At 66.0% G+C, this 20,229-nt stretch carries 16 protein-coding genes and 5 pseudogenes; 12 read left to right on the top strand and 9 right to left on the bottom strand.

What is annotated here, in order from left to right; translation table 11 throughout:
• The first annotated feature begins 16 nt into the window (after positions 1-16).
• The 5 genes and pseudogenes from HWX36_RS23665 to HWX36_RS23645 all read left to right on the top strand — a co-directional run bounded on the left by HWX36_RS23665 (position 17) and on the right by HWX36_RS23645 (position 6,806).
• Complete coding sequence (locus HWX36_RS23665) at positions 17-2,146, top strand: type I secretion system permease/ATPase (protein WP_279613397.1); 2,130 nt, start codon at positions 17-19, stop codon at positions 2,144-2,146.
• A gap of 8 nt (positions 2,147-2,154) precedes the next feature.
• Positions 2,155-3,573: an HlyD family type I secretion periplasmic adaptor subunit gene (locus HWX36_RS23660; RefSeq protein WP_175955277.1), complete on the top strand. Its 1,419-nt coding sequence runs from the start codon at positions 2,155-2,157 to the stop codon at positions 3,571-3,573.
• Positions 3,563-5,017, top strand: a complete 1,455-nt coding sequence (locus tag HWX36_RS23655; RefSeq protein WP_175955275.1) for a TolC family protein — start codon at positions 3,563-3,565, stop codon at positions 5,015-5,017. Before HWX36_RS23660 ends, HWX36_RS23655 begins: the two co-directional genes overlap by 11 nt.
• Before the next feature lie 66 nt (positions 5,018-5,083).
• Positions 5,084-5,631: pseudogene (locus tag HWX36_RS23650) on the top strand (RNA ligase family protein); the annotation flags it as partial.
• Positions 5,632-5,672: 41 nt separating this feature from the next.
• Positions 5,673-6,806, top strand: a pseudogene (locus tag HWX36_RS23645) (AAA family ATPase).
• Between the two features lie 60 nt (positions 6,807-6,866).
• Here the strand turns inward: HWX36_RS23645 and HWX36_RS23640 are convergent.
• Entirely contained in the window at positions 6,867-7,550 is a 684-nt protein-coding gene (locus HWX36_RS23640; protein ID WP_175955274.1) for a hypothetical protein, read from the bottom strand.
• Between the two features lie 14 nt (positions 7,551-7,564).
• Positions 7,565-8,197: a 5-formyltetrahydrofolate cyclo-ligase gene (locus HWX36_RS23635; protein WP_175955272.1), complete on the bottom strand. Its 633-nt coding sequence runs from the start codon at positions 8,195-8,197 to the stop codon at positions 7,565-7,567.
• 468 nt (positions 8,198-8,665) lie between these two features.
• On the opposite strand from HWX36_RS23635, the gene HWX36_RS23630 reads away from it, so the two are divergent.
• The 3 genes and pseudogenes from HWX36_RS23630 to HWX36_RS23625 form a co-directional block, all read left to right on the top strand.
• A complete protein-coding gene (locus HWX36_RS23630) occupies positions 8,666-9,037 on the top strand; it encodes a GFA family protein (RefSeq protein ID WP_175955270.1) in 372 nt (123 codons plus the stop codon).
• Positions 9,034-9,162, top strand: a complete 129-nt coding sequence (locus HWX36_RS37680; RefSeq protein ID WP_279613396.1) for a hypothetical protein — start codon at positions 9,034-9,036, stop codon at positions 9,160-9,162. The genes HWX36_RS23630 and HWX36_RS37680 overlap by 4 nt, the downstream gene beginning before the upstream one ends.
• A gap of 39 nt (positions 9,163-9,201) precedes the next feature.
• Positions 9,202-9,369, top strand: a pseudogene (locus tag HWX36_RS23625) (MarR family transcriptional regulator); the annotation flags it as partial.
• A gap of 48 nt (positions 9,370-9,417) precedes the next feature.
• On the opposite strand, the pseudogene HWX36_RS23620 reads toward HWX36_RS23625, so the two are convergent.
• The 4 genes and pseudogenes from HWX36_RS23620 to HWX36_RS23605 all read right to left on the bottom strand — a co-directional run.
• Positions 9,418-9,789, bottom strand: a pseudogene (locus tag HWX36_RS23620) (GNAT family N-acetyltransferase); the annotation flags it as partial.
• Positions 9,790-10,056: 267 nt separating this feature from the next.
• A complete protein-coding gene (locus tag HWX36_RS23615; protein WP_175955268.1) occupies positions 10,057-10,620 on the bottom strand; it encodes a shikimate kinase in 564 nt (187 codons plus the stop codon).
• Complete coding sequence (locus HWX36_RS23610) at positions 10,617-11,237, bottom strand: hypothetical protein (RefSeq protein ID WP_175955266.1); 621 nt, start codon at positions 11,235-11,237, stop codon at positions 10,617-10,619. The genes HWX36_RS23615 and HWX36_RS23610 overlap by 4 nt, the downstream gene beginning before the upstream one ends.
• A 28-nt stretch (positions 11,238-11,265) precedes the next feature.
• Positions 11,266-11,676: an acyl-CoA thioesterase gene (locus tag HWX36_RS23605; protein WP_175955264.1), complete on the bottom strand. Its 411-nt coding sequence runs from the start codon at positions 11,674-11,676 to the stop codon at positions 11,266-11,268.
• Between the two features lie 381 nt (positions 11,677-12,057).
• On the opposite strand from HWX36_RS23605, the gene HWX36_RS23600 reads away from it, so the two are divergent.
• Positions 12,058-13,170, top strand: coding sequence for a 3-deoxy-7-phosphoheptulonate synthase (locus tag HWX36_RS23600; RefSeq protein ID WP_175955262.1), 1,113 nt, complete (start codon positions 12,058-12,060; stop codon positions 13,168-13,170).
• Between the two features lie 19 nt (positions 13,171-13,189).
• Here the strand turns inward: HWX36_RS23600 and HWX36_RS23595 are convergent, their stop codons facing one another.
• Both HWX36_RS23595 and HWX36_RS23590 read right to left on the bottom strand, forming a co-directional pair.
• Positions 13,190-14,566, bottom strand: a complete 1,377-nt coding sequence (locus HWX36_RS23595; RefSeq protein ID WP_208457821.1) for a glutamate-cysteine ligase family protein — start codon at positions 14,564-14,566, stop codon at positions 13,190-13,192.
• A gap of 106 nt (positions 14,567-14,672) precedes the next feature.
• Positions 14,673-15,509, bottom strand: coding sequence for a helix-turn-helix transcriptional regulator (locus HWX36_RS23590; protein WP_175955260.1), 837 nt, complete (start codon positions 15,507-15,509; stop codon positions 14,673-14,675).
• 154 nt (positions 15,510-15,663) lie between these two features.
• On the opposite strand from HWX36_RS23590, the gene HWX36_RS23585 reads away from it, so the two are divergent.
• The 3 genes from HWX36_RS23585 to HWX36_RS23575 are packed head-to-tail and all read left to right on the top strand — an operon-like array spanning position 15,664 to position 20,027.
• A complete protein-coding gene (locus HWX36_RS23585) occupies positions 15,664-17,112 on the top strand; it encodes an efflux transporter outer membrane subunit (protein ID WP_244136501.1) in 1,449 nt (482 codons plus the stop codon).
• Positions 17,113-17,121: 9 nt separating this feature from the next.
• The gene (locus HWX36_RS23580) at positions 17,122-18,492 is read left to right on the top strand and encodes an HlyD family efflux transporter periplasmic adaptor subunit (protein WP_175955256.1); all 1,371 of its coding nucleotides are present in this window, start codon (positions 17,122-17,124) and stop codon (positions 18,490-18,492) included.
• Positions 18,489-20,027, top strand: a complete 1,539-nt coding sequence (locus tag HWX36_RS23575) for a DHA2 family efflux MFS transporter permease subunit (RefSeq protein WP_175955254.1) — start codon at positions 18,489-18,491, stop codon at positions 20,025-20,027. Before HWX36_RS23580 ends, HWX36_RS23575 begins: the two co-directional genes overlap by 4 nt.
• Before the next feature lie 85 nt (positions 20,028-20,112).
• On the opposite strand, the pseudogene HWX36_RS37310 reads toward HWX36_RS23575, so the two are convergent.
• Positions 20,113-20,229 (bottom strand): annotated as a pseudogene (locus tag HWX36_RS37310) (IS630 family transposase); the annotation flags it as partial.

Here is a 20,229-nt window from a genome sequence, read left to right as displayed (position 1 = left end):
TTGAATTGGTGTTTAGATGACTGAGAAGATGCCCGATAACGGGCAGATGATCGATCCCGGATTAGCGGCATTGGTCCTGATTGCCCAATATCACGGAATTGCCGCGAACGCCGAGCAAATGCGGCACGCGGCTTCGGCAGGCTCCGAGCAACTGGAGGTCAATGATCTGGAACTTGCCGCGCGCGCGCTGGGTCTGAAAGTCCGGCGTGTCCGTGTTGTTGCCGAGCGGTTGGCGGAAACGCCGAAGCCAGCACTTATGCTGGACGAAGCTGGGCGGCACTTTGTATTGGCCGCCTGCGATGCCGAGAAGGCCCTGATTGTGGAGGCTGGAGCAAAGCAGGCAGAACTTGTTTCGCCGACCGCTGTGATGGCGCGAACGGGTGGGCAGCTATTGCTGATGACTTCGCGTGCGTCCCTGGCCGGCGCTCTCGCACATTTCGATTTCTCGTGGTTCGTTCCAGCCGTCGTCAAGTACCGGCGCATCTTGCTCGAGGTGCTGCTCGTGTCGGCGGCACTGCAAATCTTTGCGCTTGTCTCACCATTGATGTTTCAGGTGGTGATGGACAAGGTGCTGGTCAATCGTGCGTTCGATACGCTGAACGTCGTATGCGTTGCACTGCTGGTCAGCGGCCTTTTCGAGATTCTACTGTCGGGCGTGCGCAACTATGTGTTCGCCCATACTGCGAGCCGGATTGACGTTGAGCTCGGCGCAAGATTATTTCGGCATTTGCTAACTCTGCCACTAGCCTATTTCGGCGTGCGCCGCGTGGGCGACACCGTCGCGCGCGTACGCGAACTGGAGAACATACGCAGCTTCTTGACCGGACAGGCGTTGACCGCTGTCATCGACCTGTTCTTCTCGATCATCTTCTTGGGCGTGATGTGCGTATATAGCGTCTGGCTGACGCTGGTCGTCATGGTGTCGCTACCGGTCTACGCGGCGATCTCGATGCTCATCACACCAATCCTGCGCAAGCGGCTCGACGAGAAATTTGCTCGCACAGCGGACAATCAATCTTTCCTGGTCGAGACCGTATCCGGCGTTGAAACCGTCAAATCGATGGCAGTCGAACCCCAGTTCACGCGTCGCTGGGACAATCAGCTCGCCGGCTACGTCGCAGCAGGTTTCCGGGTGACCGCGCTCGGCAACGTAGGCCAGCAACTGATCCAGCTGGTCGGCAAACTCGTGTCGCTGATTACGTTGTATCTGGGTGCTCGCTTCGTGATCGAGGGCAAGCTGTCGGTCGGGCAGCTCGTTGCGTTCAACATGATGTCCCAGCACGTGGCCGCCCCCGTACTGCGCCTCGCGCAGCTCTGGCAAGATTTCCAGCAGGTCGGCATTTCAATGAGCCGGCTCGGCGACATCCTGAACACTCGAACCGAGCTGGCGCAAAGCCGACAGACGCTGCCGGCGGTGCGCGGCAACATCAGCTTCCAGTCGATCCGCTTTCGTTATCGCCCGGATGGACCGGCGATTCTCGACGACGTGTCGCTCGAGATCGCGGCGGGCGAGGTGGTCGGTATCGTCGGCCGGTCGGGTTCGGGCAAGAGCACGCTCACCAAACTGCTGCAGCGCCTGTATCTACCCGAACACGGGCGCGTGCGTATCGATGGCATTGATCTGGCGTTGGCGGAACCAGCCTGGCTGCGTCGACAAATTGGTGTTGTGCTGCAGGAAAATCGTCTCTTCAATCGCTCGATTCGCGAGAACATCGCCGTCACCGATCCCGCCGTATCGCTCGATGTCGTGATACGTGCGGCCCAGCTCGCCGGCGCTCACGACTTCATCTCGGAACTGCCCGAGGGCTACGATACGATTGTGGAAGAACAAGGGGCCAATCTGTCGGGTGGTCAGCGCCAGCGCATCGCGATCGCGCGGGCGCTGGTGACGAATCCCCGTATCCTGATTTTCGACGAGGCAACCAGCGCTCTCGACTTCGAAACTGAACACATCATCCAGAACAATATGCGGGCGATGTGCGAGGGGCGGACCGTGATCATCATCGCGCACCGGCTCAGTTCGGTGCGTCATGCAAACCACATCATTGCGATGGACAAAGGGCGCATCGTCGAGAAGGGTACGCACGAGACACTGCTCGAACTGCGCGGCTATTACGCGCATCTGGTCGCGCTGCAAAACGCCTGAGCTTACCCATGATCACAAAAATTCAGGCGTTCGCTGCCCTGATGGGCCGGTATGCAACCGTTTTCCGGGAGGCGTGGCGGGTGCGGCTCGAGAACGATACCAAACCACGCCTCGCCCACGAACGGGCCTTCCTGCCGGCGCACCTCGAACTGGCCGAGACGCCCGTCCATCCGCTACCGATGTGGACGATGCGCATCATCGTCGCACTGGCCGTCTTCACTGTACTGATCGCACTGATCGGTAAGCTCGACATCGTTGCTGTCGCACCGGGCAAGCTGATCCCGAAGCAGCAGGTCAAGACGATCCAGCCCGCACTCACGGGGGTGGTGCGGCGCATTCTAGTGCGTGATGGGCAGCGCGTGCAGGCTGGGCAACTACTCATGGAACTCGACACCACTCAGGCGGCAGCCGATGCCGACAAGGCCCATCAGAGCCGGCTCGATGCCGCACTGACGGTCGAACGCAGCCGTGCGCTGCTACAGGCGCAAACCAAGGGAACTTCACCGATGCTGGCGAAAGTCGAAGACGCGAGCGACGAACAACAACTCGAGGCCCAGCACTTCGCCGACGGCATCTACTTCGAATACCGCGACAAGCTGAACAGCGCGCAAGCCGAACTGATGAAGCGCGAGGCTGAGCTTGGCACCACGCGGCAGCAGATCGCGAAGCTTGACGCGACCGCCCCGTTGGCTCGCCGGCAGGCAAACGACTACGCGTCGCTGGTGAACGAGAAATACGTGGCGCGCACCGACTATCTGGACAAGGAGCAGACTGCGCTGAACCAGGAACACGAACTGGCGGCGCAACGCAGCCATGCGCAGGAACTAGCTGCGGCGATTGCGCAGCAGCGCGCGGAGATCGCGGCACTCACGTCCCAGTATCGTCGCCAGCAGCTCGATGCGCTGGACAAGGCGAATCAGCAGCTCGCACAAAGCCGCAACGATGAAACGAAGGCGGACACGCGACAGAAACTGTTGAGCCTGACCGCGCCCGTTGCCGGTACCGTGCAGCAGCTCAAGATTCATACGCTGGGCGGTGTCGCGACCGCAGCGTCGCCAGTAATGGATATCGTGCCGGACGACACGCTCGAGGTCGAGGCGAACATCGAGAACAAGGACATCGGCTTCGTAAAGGCGGGGCAGCCCGCCGTTGTCAAGGTCGATGCGTTCCCGTACACGCGCTACGGTTTTCTGCACGGTACCGTCGAAACAGTCTCCAACGACGCGGTGACCGATCGAAAGCGCGGGCTGACCTTCCCGGTTCGCATCCGCCTGACGACGAATCGCATTCGGGCCAACGACACGTGGATCAACCTGACGCCGGGCATGTCGGTGTCGGCTGAGATCAAGACGGGAAAGCGCAGCGTCGCACATTACTTCCTCGATCCTGTGATTCAGACTGGTCAGGAGAGTTTGCGTGAGCGCTAAGCGAAGAACGGAGGTAGCCGGCGCATTCGTCGCCGGTTTATCGATTGCGACCGCGACATGGGCATTCGATCCATTACTAACGAACGGCGCCGTACCGGCAACGCCTGCAGTCGATCTGCTCGGCAAGAGCGAGGGTGTGTGCGTGTTCGGCGACCTACCTACACCGCTGAGATTGCAGGATGCGGTTGAGCGCGCCCTCTGCAATCATCCGAAAACGCGGCAGGCATGGGCCAACGTCAAGATTCAGGCGGCCGCGGTTGGTGTCGGACGAGCCGGATTCCTGCCAACGATCAACGGTAGCTGGCAGGGTACGCGCGATGTTGCGCACAATCACGTCACCGGCTATCCGCAGTACGACTCGAACTACGGGAAAAACCTGCAAAACGCGAGCGTATCGCTTAGCTGGGTGTTGTACGACTTCGGCGGCCGCTCGGCGGCGCTGCGCAATGCGACGGCGCTACTGGCGGCGGCGCAAGCCAATCAACTGGCGACATTGCAGACGGTGTTCGGTACCGTCGCCAAGGATTTTTATGCGGCGCAGGCCGCGCAAGGCTCGTTGGCGGCAGCCCGGGAAATCGAGCGGACCGCTCGAGGTAGCGCCGATGTCGCGACGGCCCGCGTGGACCGGGGAGTTGTCGCGATCAGCGATCAACTACAGGCGCAGACCGCGTATGCAGAGGCCGTCGTCAACCGAACGAAGGCGGAGAGCGACTGGGCAAGCGCGGTGGGGACGCTCGCCTCGGATATGAATCTGGCGCCGGCGACGCCGATCTCACTGCCGGATGTTGGAGACGGCGTTCAACCGGATCACGCGTTCGGCGATTCGGTGGCGGCATTGATCGAGGATGCCCAGCAGCATTACCCGGGGATTGCTGCAGCCGAGGCGCAGGTCACCGCCGCGCGCGCCAAAGCCGCACAGACACGCGCGGAGGGTCTGCCGAAGTTGAATCTGGTCGCCCAGTACAATTTCAACAACCAGCCAACCAGTTTGCAGCTCGGTTTCCCGGTGTTTCCGGCCACACACCGGGAGTGGTATCTCGGGTTTCAACTGACGATCCCGATTTTCGAGGGCTTCGCGCGGACCTATCAGGTCCGGCAGGCCGATGCTCAGACAGAGTTGCAAATGGACCTACTGGCCGAGGCACGGCAGCAAGTAGGACTGGACGTGTGGAACAGCTACCAGTCGCTGCAGAGCGCGACGAAAAATCTAGACAATAGCGCGAACTTGTTGACACTGGCGCAGCACTCATACGAGGCGGCACAGCGCCGGTATCAGATCGGTGTGGGTAGCATGCTCGAGCTGCTCAATGCGCAGTCGGCGCTGGCCAACGCGAAGAAGCAGCGGATTCAGGCCCTGACAGACTGGCGCTCGGCACGATTGCTGTTGGCGTCAAAGCTAGGAAAGCTAGGAATGGGGGATCTGGATCGTACAGGCGTACATTGAGATCGAAAATTCTTTATAAAATCAGGAAGTTAAGAAGAAATGTGGCGGATTTTTTACGAATCCCGGGCATACCTCGGCTGGCTGCTCAACCGCCTTGGCGATCGCTACGTGATGTATGGCGAGACGATGAGCAAGAAGCATGTGGTGTTCTACGACGCGCTGCCGCATCACTTTTCGAGTTCGACGTGTTCGACCGCGCAACGGGCCGTTTCCTGTCGACGCCCGCGCGTCGCGCGCTGCTCACCGACGGGCCCGTGCTGTACGAAGGCATCGCGCCGGCGCTGCTCGGCCCATCGCTCGCGAAGACGCCGAACTGGCGTCGCGCGTCCGAGGAAACGGTGCGGCGGCAAGGGCTCAACCTCGCGCGTGCATGGCAGCAGTGCGACAAGTCGGAGCGCTCCGAAGGGCTCTATGTGAAGGTCGAGACGGACTACACGACGACCGTGCGCCTGAAGTGGGTGCACCACGATTTCGTGCAGGCCATCCTCGATTCGGCACGCCATCATTCGGAGCAGCCGTTCATCCCGAACCAGCTCGCGCCGGGTGTCGACATATATGCGCCGCGCCCGACGGTAACGTGGCGATCGCGCCTCGCCTCGCGTCCGGGAAAATGAATACGGAACGGCCGTGCGCCGTTTCGAGAGGAGTCTTGATCATGAAGTACAAACAACTTCAGGCACTCGTGCCTGTACCCGGCCGGCAGCTGGACTACCGCGCGTGTCTCGCGGCGTTTCCCGCGCTCGAACACGCAAAAACGACGCCGTAGGAGCCCGCGCACCACGGCGAAGGCGACGTGTGGACGCATACGATGATGGTGATCGATGCGCTGCTCGCGCTGCCCGAGTACCAGGCCGCGTCGCGCGCGGACCAGGAAATCGTGTTCCTGGCCGCGCTGCTGCACGACATCGCGAAGCACAGTACGACGGTCGTCGATCCCGTCACCGGCGCAATCGGCCATCCCGGCCACTCGCGCAAGGGTGCGATCGACGCGCGGATCGCCTTGTGGGATGCCGGCGTGCCGTTCGCGGTGCGCGAGGCGATCTGCCGGATGATCGCCGTGCACCAGGTGCCGTTCTTCGCGATGAGCGGATCGCGCCGCGGCACACCCGAGTTCATCGCGCGCGAGCTGTCGTGGCAGGTCAGCCTGCCGTTGCTGTGCCTGCTCGCCGAAGCCGATATTCGCGGGCGCATCTGCGCCGATACGCAGCGCGTGCTCGACAACATCGAACTGTTGCGTGAACTGGCGAGGGAAGAAGGCTGTTACGGCCAGCCGCGCGCGTTCGCCGATGCGCATACCGCGCTCAGCTACTTCCGTGGCGCAGACGTGCATCCCGACTATCCGCTGTTCCGTCCGCCGGGCTCGTAGGTCGTCGTGATGTCGGGCCTGCCCGCGTCGGGCAAAAACACGTGGGTTGCGCGGCATCGTCCGGATCTGCCGGTCGTGTCGTTCGACGATGCGCGCGATGCATTGGGGCTGCGTCACGGGCAGAACGAGGGTGCCGTCGCGCACCATGCGGTCGACGCCGCGAAGGCGCTGTTGCGCGCACAGAAACCGTTCGTGTGGAATGCGACGAACCTGTCGCCGCAGATGCGCAAGAAGACGCTCGACCTGCTGTTTGCGTACGGCGCCGACATGACGCTCGTCTACCTCGAACAGCCGCGCGCGGCACTGTTGCGTCGCAACGCGCGGCGCGACACGTCGCTGACGAACCGCGCGCTCGAAGCGATGCTGCTGCGCTGGGATCCGCCGCTGCGGACCGAAGCGCACGCAGTGCGGTACGAAGCCTGACGCGACAACGTCACAACACGAGCCGGTACGCCGCACATCAGCGCGGCATACCGGCTCGCTTCATTTCAGCGCCGGATTCTGCTGCGTCGCGCAAGCGCGCAGCGCGGTGACGAGATCGGCCTTGCCGAGCTTCTCGAACAGATCGGCCATCTCCATCTGCGCGACCGGATCGCCTTCGCGCGCCGCGCGCCAGCGCAGCGACGCGATCATCCCGCTCATGCCCTCGCCGGGCGTTTCGCCGTCGTAGCCCGACATCGCCTGCAGGACATCCGCGAGCTTGTTGTAGCCGGCCGGCACGTGATGAACGAGCAGCCATGCAATCGCCGGCTGCGCGCCTTCCCAATCCTCGTCGTCGAGCGAACTGCTCGCCAGCCGCGCGGCCGCGCGCCACGAACCGAGCGACGCGGCCTTCGCGTACGCCTTGTCGGCGTCGCGACCGCGCGGCGACGGCGCCGCGTCGAACGCGGCCTGCGCTTCGGCCGATGGCGGCGGCAATGCAAGCTTCGTGCATTGGAACGCGCCGGTATCGGGTGCGTTGCCGGGCAGGCCGGCCCAGCGCGCCTGGTCCTTCAGTGCGCGATCGAGCGTGGGCCGCACGTCGCTTTCCTTCATCGACGCGAACACCCAGTCGGTACGGACATGCCGGGCGGCATCCCAGTCGCTTTCGGCGACGGCGTGTTGCGCGAACGCCAGGCAGGCAGCCACGCAGCCGATCCGAAGCAGGTTTCGGGCAGGGGATTTCATCTTGGTTTCCAGCCTTAACTCGCCACGATGATGAATGTGGTGAACGCGATCGGGAACAGGGCGAAGCCGAGCAGGCCCAGCGCGCCATCGGCCGCCATCGTGATCGGCGACAACGCGAGTTTGGCGCCCTTGCCGACAGCCCCCAGCTTCTCCGTCACCTTGACATGGTACGGATGATTGAACGCCTGCGGAACCGACGACGGCGTGACATCGTTCGGCAGATAGCGCTTGCCGCTGATCTTGCCTTCCAACGTCAGGTAGGCACCGTCTCGCTTGAAACCGTCCGCGAGCGCACGCTCGCGCACGTCGGAGCCGGTCGGCGCATCCGAGTAGTCCAGCCTCATCGTGTACTGGCCGGCGATCGTGTCGCTATGCGCCTCGAAATCGTCGAACGCCGTGTCGATCTGGGGACGATAGGGTGCGTTGAGCACCGTCGCAAGGCCCGGCGGCATGTCGAAGATGTAGTGATACTTGCTGCCGAGCACGACGAGTTGCTTGTGGTCGGCGGTAATCAGGAACGTCGACAAGGTTTCGTCGTATTTCGAATCCTCCATCCACGCCTTGGTGACGGGACCGAAATTGGAGCAACCGGCGAGCAGGCCGGCCGCTGCCGCGGCGGGCAGCGCGAGAAACGTTCTTCTTTTCATGTGTGCGGGTTGGATGTTGTTCGTTATTCAGCGAAACCGCTTGAATGTCGGACGCTGCGTTCGATGAACGCGGCACCCTGACGGCCGATCATGCGGTTTCGTCGCCTGCGCATTGTAGGGCCAAAACGGTAAGTGCAGTATCCCCTGGCAAAGCATCGCGTCCATGTGCGACAGACTGTTCGCGCTCTTGCAGGCCGCCATCGCACCCGTTTCGAACGCGAAGCACGGGCGGCGATCGAGCGGATGCAGCACGTTCCGGCTTGATCGGACGATCCGCGGGCGGCGAGCCGCAGGCAGATGCCGCGATCGGTGACCGCACCCCGATCGCCGCTTCCATACGGTCCCGTCCGCCGCCGTCCGCCGCCGATTTGCAATGTTCTGTATCTGCACGAACGGCGGATACATTGCGATACAACGCAGCTTCGGGCGTCCGCTATAAAGCAGGCATGACCTCTTCGGGAATCCACCATGTCTGCAACCTGGTTCAAAGGGTCCTGCCATTGCGGGGCCGTCAGATTCGAAGTCAGAGCGGCCGTGACGCCGGCGGTTCGCTGCAACTGCAGCCTGTGCCGCCGGCGCGGCGCGCTGATGAGCCCGATGTTCGCCGCAAGCGAACTGAAGATCGTCGAAGGCGAGGGCGCGCTGACGTGCTACCAATTCAACACACGCACGGCCCATCACTATTTCTGCAGCCATTGCGGCATCTATCCGTTCCATCAGACACGCATGGACCCCGCCTGCTGGCGCGTCAACCTCGGCTGCCTCGAAGGTATCGATCCGTATGCGCTCGATGCAATGGTCGCCGACGGCGCGAGCCTCTCGGTCGTGGAGGACGCGTGAAACGCTGGCTGACGATCCTGCTGTTTGCCGCAGGCGGGTTCGCGACCGAAATCGCGCATCCGGTGCCATGCACGCTGCTGTCGGTCAGCCGCATGCAGACCGGCAAGCGCCGCTGGGCGGGCTGACTGCGCGCCGGTTCATCGAACACGATGATCACGCGTCCGGAACGCCGGGTATTCGTCCGCCTCACGAAGCGCGGCCGCCGCGTGCGCGAGAAGGGGCTCGACATGAAGCCGGTCGAAGCCGCCGGGTTGAAGCCGGACGAATTCGCAAAGATGCAGAAGGCGATCGTCACGCTGCACGGCAACCTGATCCGGTCGACCGACGAATGAACGCCCGAACCATCAACGGCCGGCATGTGCATCGCACCGGCCGCGTCGTCATGCATGCTCGTCGCCCAGCACCAGCAGGTGCATCTCGCGGCGGACGACGAAACCGAGTGAGAGATAGCACTCGATCGCAACCTGGTTAGACGTGAGGACGTGCAGGAAAGGTGTTTCCGCGCGCGCATCGATCTCCGCCATCAACGACCGCATCAGACGCGCCGCCAGCCCTTGCCGCCGGAACGCGACATCCACGCAGATGGCGCTGATCTCCGTATACCCGTCGACCTGCATCCGCTCGCCGGCCATTGCGGCCAGCCTGCCTTCACTGCGAATGCCGATGTAATGGCCGAGCTCGAACGTGCGCGGGCCGAACGGGCCGGGCTGCGCGGCCGTGGTCAGCGCGAGCATTTCCGGCACGTCGGCTTCGGTGAGCGTGACGTAGCCAGCCGTGCGGCGCGCGTTGCTCCGGCGATGCCTGCGGATTCGTCGTGTGAGGAGCCGATTCGTCTGCCGCGGAACACGCAGTTTGATAAAGCGATGCTGACGTCTGGATAACTTTTCTTATCACAACAGCACGATTGAAAATCCAAACTCGTCGTTTCGAAAACGCGTCCGATGCCCAACGTCCGGCGCGCCTTCAGCTTCTCGCCGTCGAACCGAGGGCAGGGAAGCGAACATGCGTCGTGCACGCCCTCAATCCGGCGCGCTGACCCGTGCCAGCAGCAACGTCAACACATCGGCCGTCGCGCGCGCGACACCCTTCGAAGTCGTATCGACGAACGCATGCGCGCATTCGCGATACAGCGGGTCGCGCAAGCGGTACAGCGCGGCGAGCGTTTGCCGCGGGTCAGCCACCTGCAGCAGCGGCCGGCGCGTGTCATCGCGCATGCGGCGCCACAGCGCATCCGGATCCGCATGCAGGTAGATCACGCAGCCGCGCTCGTTCAGGCGCGCGCGGTTGCGCGGATTCAGCACCGCGCCCCCGCCGGTCGCCAGGACGACGTTCGGGCGCTGCGTCAATTCGTCGACGATTTGCGCTTCGAGCAGACGAAAACCGCCTTCGCCCACCCGATCGAACAGCACGGCGACAGAACGTCCGGTGCGCCGCTCGATCTCGTCGTCGCTGTCGACAAACGTCCAGCCGAGCGACGCCGCAAGCGCGAGGCCGAGCGTCGACTTGCCTGCGCCCATCATGCCGACCAGGAACGCGCGTGCGGGCAGCGCACGCGCGTGGGTCGCCGCGACGACAGCGCTCATAGGCGCCGCGCGAGCGGCCAGCCGGCCCGCGTCGCCGCACAGATCCGCCGCGCGCGCACCGCGTCCGACAGCGTGTCGAGCGCCGCGCCGGTGGCTGCGTCGTCGGCGTCGAGCAGCGCGCCGAGCACCAGCCCGTCCGGATCGCCGGCCGCGATGTGCTCGGCCGCATCCGCCGCGATGGTTTGCGGCGTGCGCTCGGGCGCCTCGTCGCGTTCGGGCCGCCGCCACCCGTTGCGCAGGTCGCGCCATCGCACGACCAGGCCGCAGAACAGCCCGCCGCCCGGCACGGTTGCATCATCGTGCGGCTCCGCCGTGTCGCCGGGCGTCGCGCACTGCGTGACCCAGCTCGCGAACTCGAGCAGCGACGCGTCATGAGCGAGCGTCGCCGCATCGAGCGCGACGACCACGCCGGCATCCCGCAGCCGCCCGAGCAGCGGCCGTACGCCGTCGTGCGCGCCCCCGCATGGCTGCAGCAGCACCTCGAGTTCATCCTCGTGACGATTGACGAGCGCGCGGTGTCGCTCGAGCGCGGCCGGCTCGAGCAACGCCTGCGCGGCATGGCGGACGATGACGATCGCGCCGATCCGGCGCCTGGCGCGCGCCACCACGGCGCTCACGTGTCGCTCCCGAGATGGCGCGCACGCATCACAGCGAACCCTGGAATTCGAGCACGCGTGCCTTGAACTCGTCGGGTACGGCCTGCGTCGTGTTGCTCGCGTAATCGAACATCACGTGCGTCGACATACCACGCGCGACGATGGTCTGGTCGTCGCGCTCCATCAGTTGTTCGAGCTCGAAGCTCTTGCTGCCGAAGCGCACGATGCTCGACCGGATCGTCAGGTTGTCGCCGAATTGCGCCGGCGCAAGGTACTCGCACTGCGTCTTCACCATGATGTGCGGCAGCTTCTCGCTCCGCGGCAGGCCGAGGAGATCGAACATGTAGCTGAGGTACGAATGCTGCAGATAGTCGTAATAGACGGGACTGCTCACATGCCCCATCGAGTCCGTATCACGATACTTGACGTGAATGGGCGTTTCGTAATGACGCTTAGACATGGTGATTCTCCGCAAGGACTGGGTTGATTTATATATTTGATCCTGATTGGCCCATCAGGAATCTGAAAATTAATCGAACGCCTATCAGGGCGCCACTATCAGAACAAATAGCGAAACACCGCGGAAGATCATCAACTCCTTGAAGTCGACCCGAAAAATGGCTCCGGGATTCTTCATTAAAAATCCAGAATCAATCCTGACTTTTATCTCAAAAATAAGAAAAGCCAATACCCCTACAACCGGAGCGCCCCTTATTTCTGTCATTCATAAGGTTATGAATTAGAAACTGGAAACTATGTTAGTTGCGCATGGAAAGAACCATTCAATACAGTCGCGCTGTAGTAAAAAATCCACCGAATTATCGACAGGAGGGCAGTCCCCATGCATGCGAATACCTGGACGGCAAACCGTGACGCCGTGCTGCATTTGCCGTCCCCCGCGGATCTGGCCGGCGCGCTGCGGCCTGCGTTGCGCGCGTCGCGCACGGTTCATGCGGCTCGCCGCGCGATCGTCGACGTGTTGAACGGCAAGGATGACCGTCTCGTGGTCATCGCCGGCCCGTGCTCGGTGCACGACCCGGCCGCGGCGCGCGACTACGCGGCGCGGCTCGCGCTGCAACGCGCGCGCTTCGCGGACGAGCTGGAAATCGTGATGCGCGTGTACTTCGAGAAACCGCGCACGACGGTGGGCTGGAAAGGGCTCATCAACGACCCGCTGCTGGATGGCAGCGAACGGATCGACGCGGGGCTGCATACGGCCCGCACGCTGCTGTGCGACATCAACGGGGCAGAGATGCCGGCGGCGACCGAGTTTCTCGATCCGCTGTCGCCGCACTATCTGGCGGACCTGGTCGCGTGGGGCGCAATCGGCGCACGCACCGTCGAATCGCAGGTGCATCGCGAGCTGGCGTCGTCGCTGCCGATTCCGATCGGCTTCAAGAACGGCACCGACGGCAACGTCCAGGTGGCCGTCGATGCGATGTGCGCGGCAGCGCGAGCGCATCGCTTCCTGTCGGTCGATGCGGGCGGCCGGCTATGCGCGACGGCGTCGCCCGGCAATCCGCATACGCACGTCGTGCTGCGCGGCGGCCGCGAACCGAACTTCGACGCGGCCGCCGTGAATGGCGCATGCGAGCGCATGGCGGCCGCGCATCGCGCGCCGCGCGTGATGATCGATGTCAGCCACGGCAACAGCCGCCGCCAGTTCCGCAATCAACTGGGCGTCGGCGCGGCCGTTGCCGCGCAGGTCGCGGCCGGCGACACGCGCATCGTCGGCGTGCTGATCGAGTCGAACCTGATCGAAGGGCGCCAGGATTTGGTGCCCGGCATGCCGCTGCGCTACGGGCAGAGCATCACCGATGCGTGCCTGTCGTTCGCCGATACCGCGCAGCTTCTCGAGACGCTCGCGCACGCGGTGCGTGCGCGGCGGCGAGGCCATGCGCCGGCGCCGGACATCGAGTTCGCGCACGAGCCGCTGCTCGCGTGCTGCGCGTGAGCGGCCCGGCGCGGCACGGTCAGATTTCGGCTTCGTCATAGATCCGCGTCGCGTCGCCGGCCCACGCGTCGCGATAGCGGGCGAGCCAGTGCTCGGCCTGGGTCGGCGCACCGGCGACGATCTCGTCGAGCGGCGCGAGATACACGGATTCGTCGCGGCCGGCCGCATCCCTGCGCGCCCGCGCGCGCAGGCCGCGATGCGCGATCGCCAGCGCATCGGCCGCGAGCGCCCGCAACGGGCGGCCGTCGACCGATGCGCCGAGCCCGACGCGCGGCACGTCGCGCCGCAAGGTCAGCAGGACGCCGCGGTCGATCGCGGCGGCCAGCGTCTCGGCCTCCGACAGCGCGCCCGGATCGTACAGCAGGCCGGTCCAGAACGCGGACAGCGCGACCATCATCGCCGGCGAGCCCGCATCGGCGCCGCGCATCTCGAGATACCGCTTCAGCCGCACTTCGGTGAAGACCGTCGTCAGATGGTCGGCGAAATCGCCGAGCGTCGGCGTGTCGCCCTCGAGGTGCGGAATGCGGCGTCGCATGAAATCGCGGAACGTCCAGCCGGTCGCATCCGTGTAGCGATCGCCGCGCCGCACGAAATACATCGGCACGTTGTCGAGCAGCCAGCTCACGTAGCGCTCGAAGCCGAAGCTGCGCGACAGGAACAGCGCCGGCGCCCCGCAGCGATCCTCGTCGGTATCGAGCCACGTGTGTGCGCGCGTCGACAGCAGGCCGGTCGGCCGGCCGTCGGAGAACGGCGAATTCGCGAACAGCGCGGTTGCAACGGGCTGCAGCGCGAGCGACACGCGCATCTTGCGCGCCATGTCGCTTTCCGACACGAAATCGAGATTGACCTGCACGGTGCAGGTGCGCTGCATCATGTCAAGCCCGCGCGTGCCGACGCGCGGCATATAGCGCTGCATGATCCCGTAACGCTGCTTCGGCATCCACGGCAGCGCCGCGCGCGCAAGGTGAGGATGAAAACCCAGCGGCGCGCAGCGCAGGCCGAGCGGCTCGCACGCGTCGCGGGCCGCGGCAAGGTGCGCAGCTCGGCGTGCGTGTCGTGCAGCGTGGCGAGCGGCGCGCCCGACAGTTCGAGCTGGCCGGCCGGCTCGAGCGAAATCGCGGCGCCGTCGCGCTGGATCACGCCGACGATCCGTCCGGCATCGACGATCGGCGTCCCGTCGCCTTGCAGCCGCGCGAGCACCGCGGCGATCCCCGACGGCCCGTCGTAAGGCGCGGCTGCATGCGTCGCACGCGCGACGACGAACTTCTCGTGCTCGGTACCGATCCGGAATTGCGCGGCCGGCTTGCAGCCGGCAGCCAGATGATCGGCGAGCTGCTGCTCGGAGACGATCGGCGTATGGTCCGACCCAACGGCATTCGACATCGACACCCTCCACAAGTCACATTGAGCGACCGACCGGCCGGTCGCACGGCGACTATAGCGACGTCGACGCCGGTACTGTACTGGCAGGGGTGATAGGGGCGGGGCAGAGCGGCACTGCGCTATGGCTGCCTGCGCTTCGCGAAGTAGTGCGCGGGCGAATCGCCGAATGCGCGGCGGAACATCGCGATGAAGTTGCTCGGCGTCGCGTAGCCCAGCGCGTCGGCGATGTTGGCGACGCTGTCGCCGTTCGCAAGCCGTTCGAGCGCATGCGTCAGGCGCGCCTGCTGACGCCATTGCGCGAAGCTCGTGCCGGTTTCCGCGACGAACAGCCGGCTCAGCGTGCGGGCGGACAACCCGGCCCATTCGGCCCACGCTTCGAGCGTGCGGCTGTCGTGCGGCTGCCCGAGGATCGCGTTGGCGATGCGCAGCAGCCGCCGGTCGCGCGGCATCGGCAGATGCAGCGGCTCGTGCGGCGCACGGCGCATCTCGTCGAGCAGCACGACGCTGATGCGCGCCTGCTCCATATCGAGCCGATCCTGATCGGCCCACGACACCGCGCGCCGCACGAGCGCGCGCATCAGTTCGGTGATCGCGATCACGCACGGCTGGCCCGGCATCCGCCGGCTCGCGGCAGGCGCGATCACGACGCTCCAGCCGCTCAACGCGCCGCTGATGCTGACCTTGTGCTGCTCGCCCGGCGGAATCCAGCCCGCGCGATGCGGCGGCAGCAGCCACGAACCATGCGGGGTGCGCACGTGCGCGAAACCGCTTTCCACGCAGAACACCTGGCCGCGCAGATGGCTGTGCCAGTCGACCTCGCGGGTGCCGAGCCGGTATGTGTTGCCGCCGTCGTCCTCGCCCCAGACGGCGATCAGCGACGGGCCGTCGTCACGCTCGCTCGGATCGGAGTCGGCGCGCTTCGCGGTGCGCGGTGGAGAAACGTCTCGGATGGGCATGGCCGGAATTCATTATTTTTTGTCTAAACAACATTATCAGCTTTGTCCGGGGGCGTCCAACAATGCGTGTCGTGTTCAAACCGATACGAAGCAGAGGAACGCGATGCATGCAGCACTTGCTCCCTGGACACGCGATGCCGGCGCACTGCGCGTCATGTCGCGAATCGCCGTCGCCGCGGCGCTCGTCGTGCTCGGCGCATGCGCGAGCCGCGACGGGCTCGCGCCGGCCGGCACGCTGCGCGGCGCCGATACGCTCGCCGCATCGCGCAGCCTCGCGCACGCACCGGCCGCCGACTGGCCGGCCGCGGACTGGTGGCGCACGCTGAACGATGCGCAACTGAGTGCGCTGATCGACGAAGCGCTCGCCGGCAACCCCGATCTCGCGACCGCCGATGCGCGCGCACGAGAAGCGCAGGCGCTGGTGATCGAGGCGCAGGCCGCGCGGCTGCCGCACCTCGTCGGCCGCGCGAGCGCGAAGGCCGAGCGGCTGTCCGGCACCCAGTATTCGTCGGCCGAGGGCGGCGGCTTCTTCAGCCACACGCGCGAGATCAATCTCGGCCTGAGCTGGGATCTCGATCTGTGGGGCGGCCGCCGCGCCGCGTGGGAAGCCGCGCTCGGCGAAGCACGCGCCGCGCAGGTCGATGCGCAGGCCGCGCGCGTGCTGCTGTCGGTCAACGTTGCGCGCACCTACGTCAATCTCGCGTACGCATTCGATCAGCAGGACGTCGCACGGGCCGAATACGAACGGGCCGACGAAGCGCTCACGCTCACGCGCCAGCGCGTCACGAAAGGCATCGACAACGTCGCGCAGCAGCGTCAGGCGGAAAGCGAAGTCGCGGCCGCGACGCGCGAGCAGGCCCGCGCCGCGCAGGCGATCGACAGCGCGCGCATCGCGCTCGCGATCCTGCTCGGCGCGGGCCCCGATCGCGGCCTCGCGCTCGTGCGGCCCGCGCCGCTGCCGGCCGACGCGCTCGCGGTGCCGGCCGACCTGCCTGCCGCGCTGCTCGGCCGGCGCGCCGATCTCGTCGCCGCGCGCTGGCGAGTCGAGGCAGCCAGCCGCAACGTCGCGGCCGCTCGTGCGGATTTCCTGCCCAACGTCAGTCTCACCGCGCTGATCGGGCTCGCGACGCGCGGCGGCGCCTCGCTGTTCCAGGCCGCGTCGCGCACCTACAACGCCAGCCCGGCCGTGAGCCTGCCGATCTTCGACGGCGGTGAACGGCGCGGCGTGCTGCGCCGGCGCGACGCGCAATACGACCTCGCGGTCGCCGGCTACAACAAGACGCTGATCGGTGCGATCGGCGAGGTGGCCGACGATCTGCACCGGCTGCATTCGCTGGCCGTGCAGACGGATGCCCAGCAGCGTGCGTTCGACTCCGCCACCGATGCGTGGCGGCTCGCGGACGCGCGCTACCGGGCCGGCGTCGGCAGCTACCTCGACGCGCTCGTCGTGCGCCAGCAACTGCTGGTCGCGAGCCGCGAGGTCGCCGCGCTGCGCGCGCAGCGCGCGGACCAGTCGCTGCAGCTCGCCGCCGCGCTCGGCGGCGGCTTCCGCGCCGAGCCGGACGACGCCAGGCTTGCCGCCACTCCTTCCCAACGTCCTTGACATCGAACCATGAGCAGCGACAACTCCCTGCAAACCCCCGCGCGACCGGCCGCCGCCGATCCCGCCAGCGCCCGCCAGCAGCCGGCGGCCGACCACACCACGACGCCGCGCGCGCCGGGCGGGCCCGATGCCCGCACGCAACCGGCACCGGGCGGTGGCGCGCCCGCGACGCCGCCGCCACCGCCTGCGCGGCGCAAGCATCTGGTGCGCGCGCTGGTTGCCGTGTTCGCGCTCGGCATCATCGGCTGGGGCATCTGGTACGCGATCGTCGGACGCTGGTACGAATCCACCGACAATGCGTACGCGCAAGGCAACGTCGTCGAGCTGACGCCGCAGGTGACGGGCACCGTCGTGTCGATCGACGCGGACGACGGCAACCTCGTACGCGCCGGCACGCCGCTCGTCCGTCTCGACCCGAGCGACGCGCAGATCGCGCTCGCGACCGCGCAGGCCGATCTCGCGGCAACGGTGCGCAAGGTGCGCGGCCTGTACAGCAACGAGCGCGGGCTCGCGAACAGCATCGACGGCGCACGCGCCGAACTCGACACGCGCCGCACCGCGCTCGACAAGGCGAAGGCCGACTACAGCCGCCGCGAGGATCTCGGCCGCACCGGCGCGATTTCACGCGAGGAACTCGCGCATGCACGCGACACGCTGACGTCCGCGCAAAGCGCATACGCGGCGGCGCAGAGCGCGCTGGCGACGTTGAGCGAGCAGCACCAGACGAGCAAGGCGCTGATCGACGACACCGCGGTCGCGTCACACCCGGACGTGCAGGCCGCGGCCGAACGGCTGCGGGCCGCCTACCTTGCGCGTGCGCGCACCGACGTCGTCACGCCCGTCACCGGCTATGTCGCGAAACGCACGGTGCAGGTCGGGCAGCGCGTGTCGCCCGGCGTGCCGCTGCTTGCGATCGTGCCGCTGCGCGAGCTGTGGGTCGACGCGAACTTCACCGAGAAGCAGCTCGAGCACATGCGTATCGGGCAGCCGGTCGAACTGACCGCCGACCTGTACGGCGACGCGGTGCGCTACACCGGCCGCGTGCAGAGCCTGGGCATCGGCACCGGCAGCGCGTTCTCGCTGCTGCCCGCGCAGAACGCGACCGGCAACTGGATCAAGATCGTGCAGCGGCTGCCGGTCCGCATCGAACTGACCGACCCGGCGCAGCTCGACGCGCATCCGCTGCGCATCGGCCTGTCGATGCACGCACGCGTCGACCAGCACGACCGCGGCGGTGCGATGCTGTCGCATCGCGAGCAGCGCGCGCCGGTATTCCACACCGACGTGTACCGCGACGAGCTCGCGCGTGCCGACAGCCTGATCGCCGACGTCATCCATGCGAACCTGCCGGCGGCAGCGCGTGCGGAGGCCGTGCGATGAGCGGCCCGATGGCGGCCGCCGACAGCGGCTTTCGTCCGTCGAGCGTCGGGCTGACGACCTTCGGCCTCGCGCTCGCGGTCTTCATGCAGGTGCTGGACGGCACCGTCGCGAACGTGTCGCTGCCGACGATCGCCGGCAACTTCGGCGTGAGCACGACGCAGAGCGCGTGGGTCGTCACGACGTTCTCGGTCAGCAACGCGATCGCGCTGCCGCTGACCGGGTTTCTCGTCAAGCGCGTCGGGCAGGTGCGGCTGTTCGTGTGGGCGACGCTCGCGTTCACGTTCGCGTCGCTGTTGTGCGGCCTCGCGCAGAACCTGCCGCAGCTCGTCGCGTTCCGCGCGCTGCAGGGCCTGGTCGCGGGGCCGATGATCCCGACCACGCAGGCGCTGATGCTGTCGATCTACCCGCCGCAGCGACGCGGCTTCGCGCTGTCGATGATCGCGATGGTCACCGTCGTCGCGCCGATCGCGGGGCCCGTGTTCGGCGGCTGGGTCACCGAGCATTACGCGTGGCGCTGGGCGTTCCTGATCAACCTGCCGATCGGCGTGTTCGCCGCGATGTGCGTGTTCGCGCAGATGCGTGCGCGCGTCGAGACGACGGTTGCCGCGCGCGTCGACTATGTCGGCCTCGCCGCGCTGATCGTCGGCGTCGGCGCGCTGCAGATCGTGCTCGACAAAGGCAACGAAGCCGACTGGTTCAACTCGACGTTCATCGTCGTGATGTCGGTGGTCGCCGCGTTCGGCATCGCGCTGTTCCTGATCTGGGAGCTCAACGAGCCGAATCCGATCGTGAACCTGCGGCTCTTCGCGCACCGCAACTTCGCGGCCGGCACGCTGACGCTCGTGCTCGCGTATTCGGCATTCTTCGCGGTCAACGTGATCGTGCCGCAGTGGCTGCAGCGCACACTCGGCTACACGGCATTCTGGGCCGGGCTCGCGGTCGCGCCGATGGGCGTGATCCCGGTGCTGATGACGCCGTTCATGGGCAAGTACGCGCCACGCTTCAACATGCGCGTGCTCGTGTGCTGCGCATTCGCGATCCTCGGCACGTCGTCGTTCCTGCGTGCGGGCTTCGTGCCCGACATCGACTTCACGCACATCGCGCTGATCCAGCTGCTGCAGGGCCTCGGCCTCGCGCTGTTCATCATGCCGATCAACAGCATCCTGCTGTCCGACCTGAAGCCGGACGAGATCGCCGCCGGCTCCGGCCTGTCGACGTTCCTGCGCACGCTCGGCGCGAGCTTCGCGGTGTCGATCACGTCGTTCCTGTGGGACCGGCGCGCGATCCTGCATCACGCACAGCTCAGCGAGCACGTGAGCGCGTTCGATCCGGCCGTGCGCGCGGAAGTCGCCCGGCTCGGCGGTGGCGATCCGCAACGCGCGGCCACGCTGCTGAGCAACCTGGTCGACGCACAGGCGTACCAGATCTCGTTCAACGACGTTTCGTTCGCACTCGGCTGCGTGTATCTCGCGGTGATCGCGGTCGTCTGGCTCGCCCGTCCGCCGTTCGGCCCCGGCGCCGCCGCAAAACGATGAAGCGGGCGCAGCGCGGCCCGTTCCGACCCATGCTGGTCATCGCGCGACGTCAGTCCAGCCGCGCCGGATTCCCGGTACCGAATCACTAGTCCATTGAACCGGATGAATTGCACCGGATGCGTCGAGTTGGATCGGAGTACTTCCACTTCAACGGGGCGGCCTGCTTGTTGTATTGGCGGATGTAGCGCATGAGCTTTTTGTC

The organism is Burkholderia sp. BCC0405 (assembly GCF_902833075.1).
Taxonomy (GTDB): Bacteria; Pseudomonadota; Gammaproteobacteria; order Burkholderiales; family Burkholderiaceae; genus Burkholderia.
The sequence above is the reverse complement of the archived record's forward strand: the minus strand, read 5'-3'. Positions and strand labels throughout refer to the sequence as shown.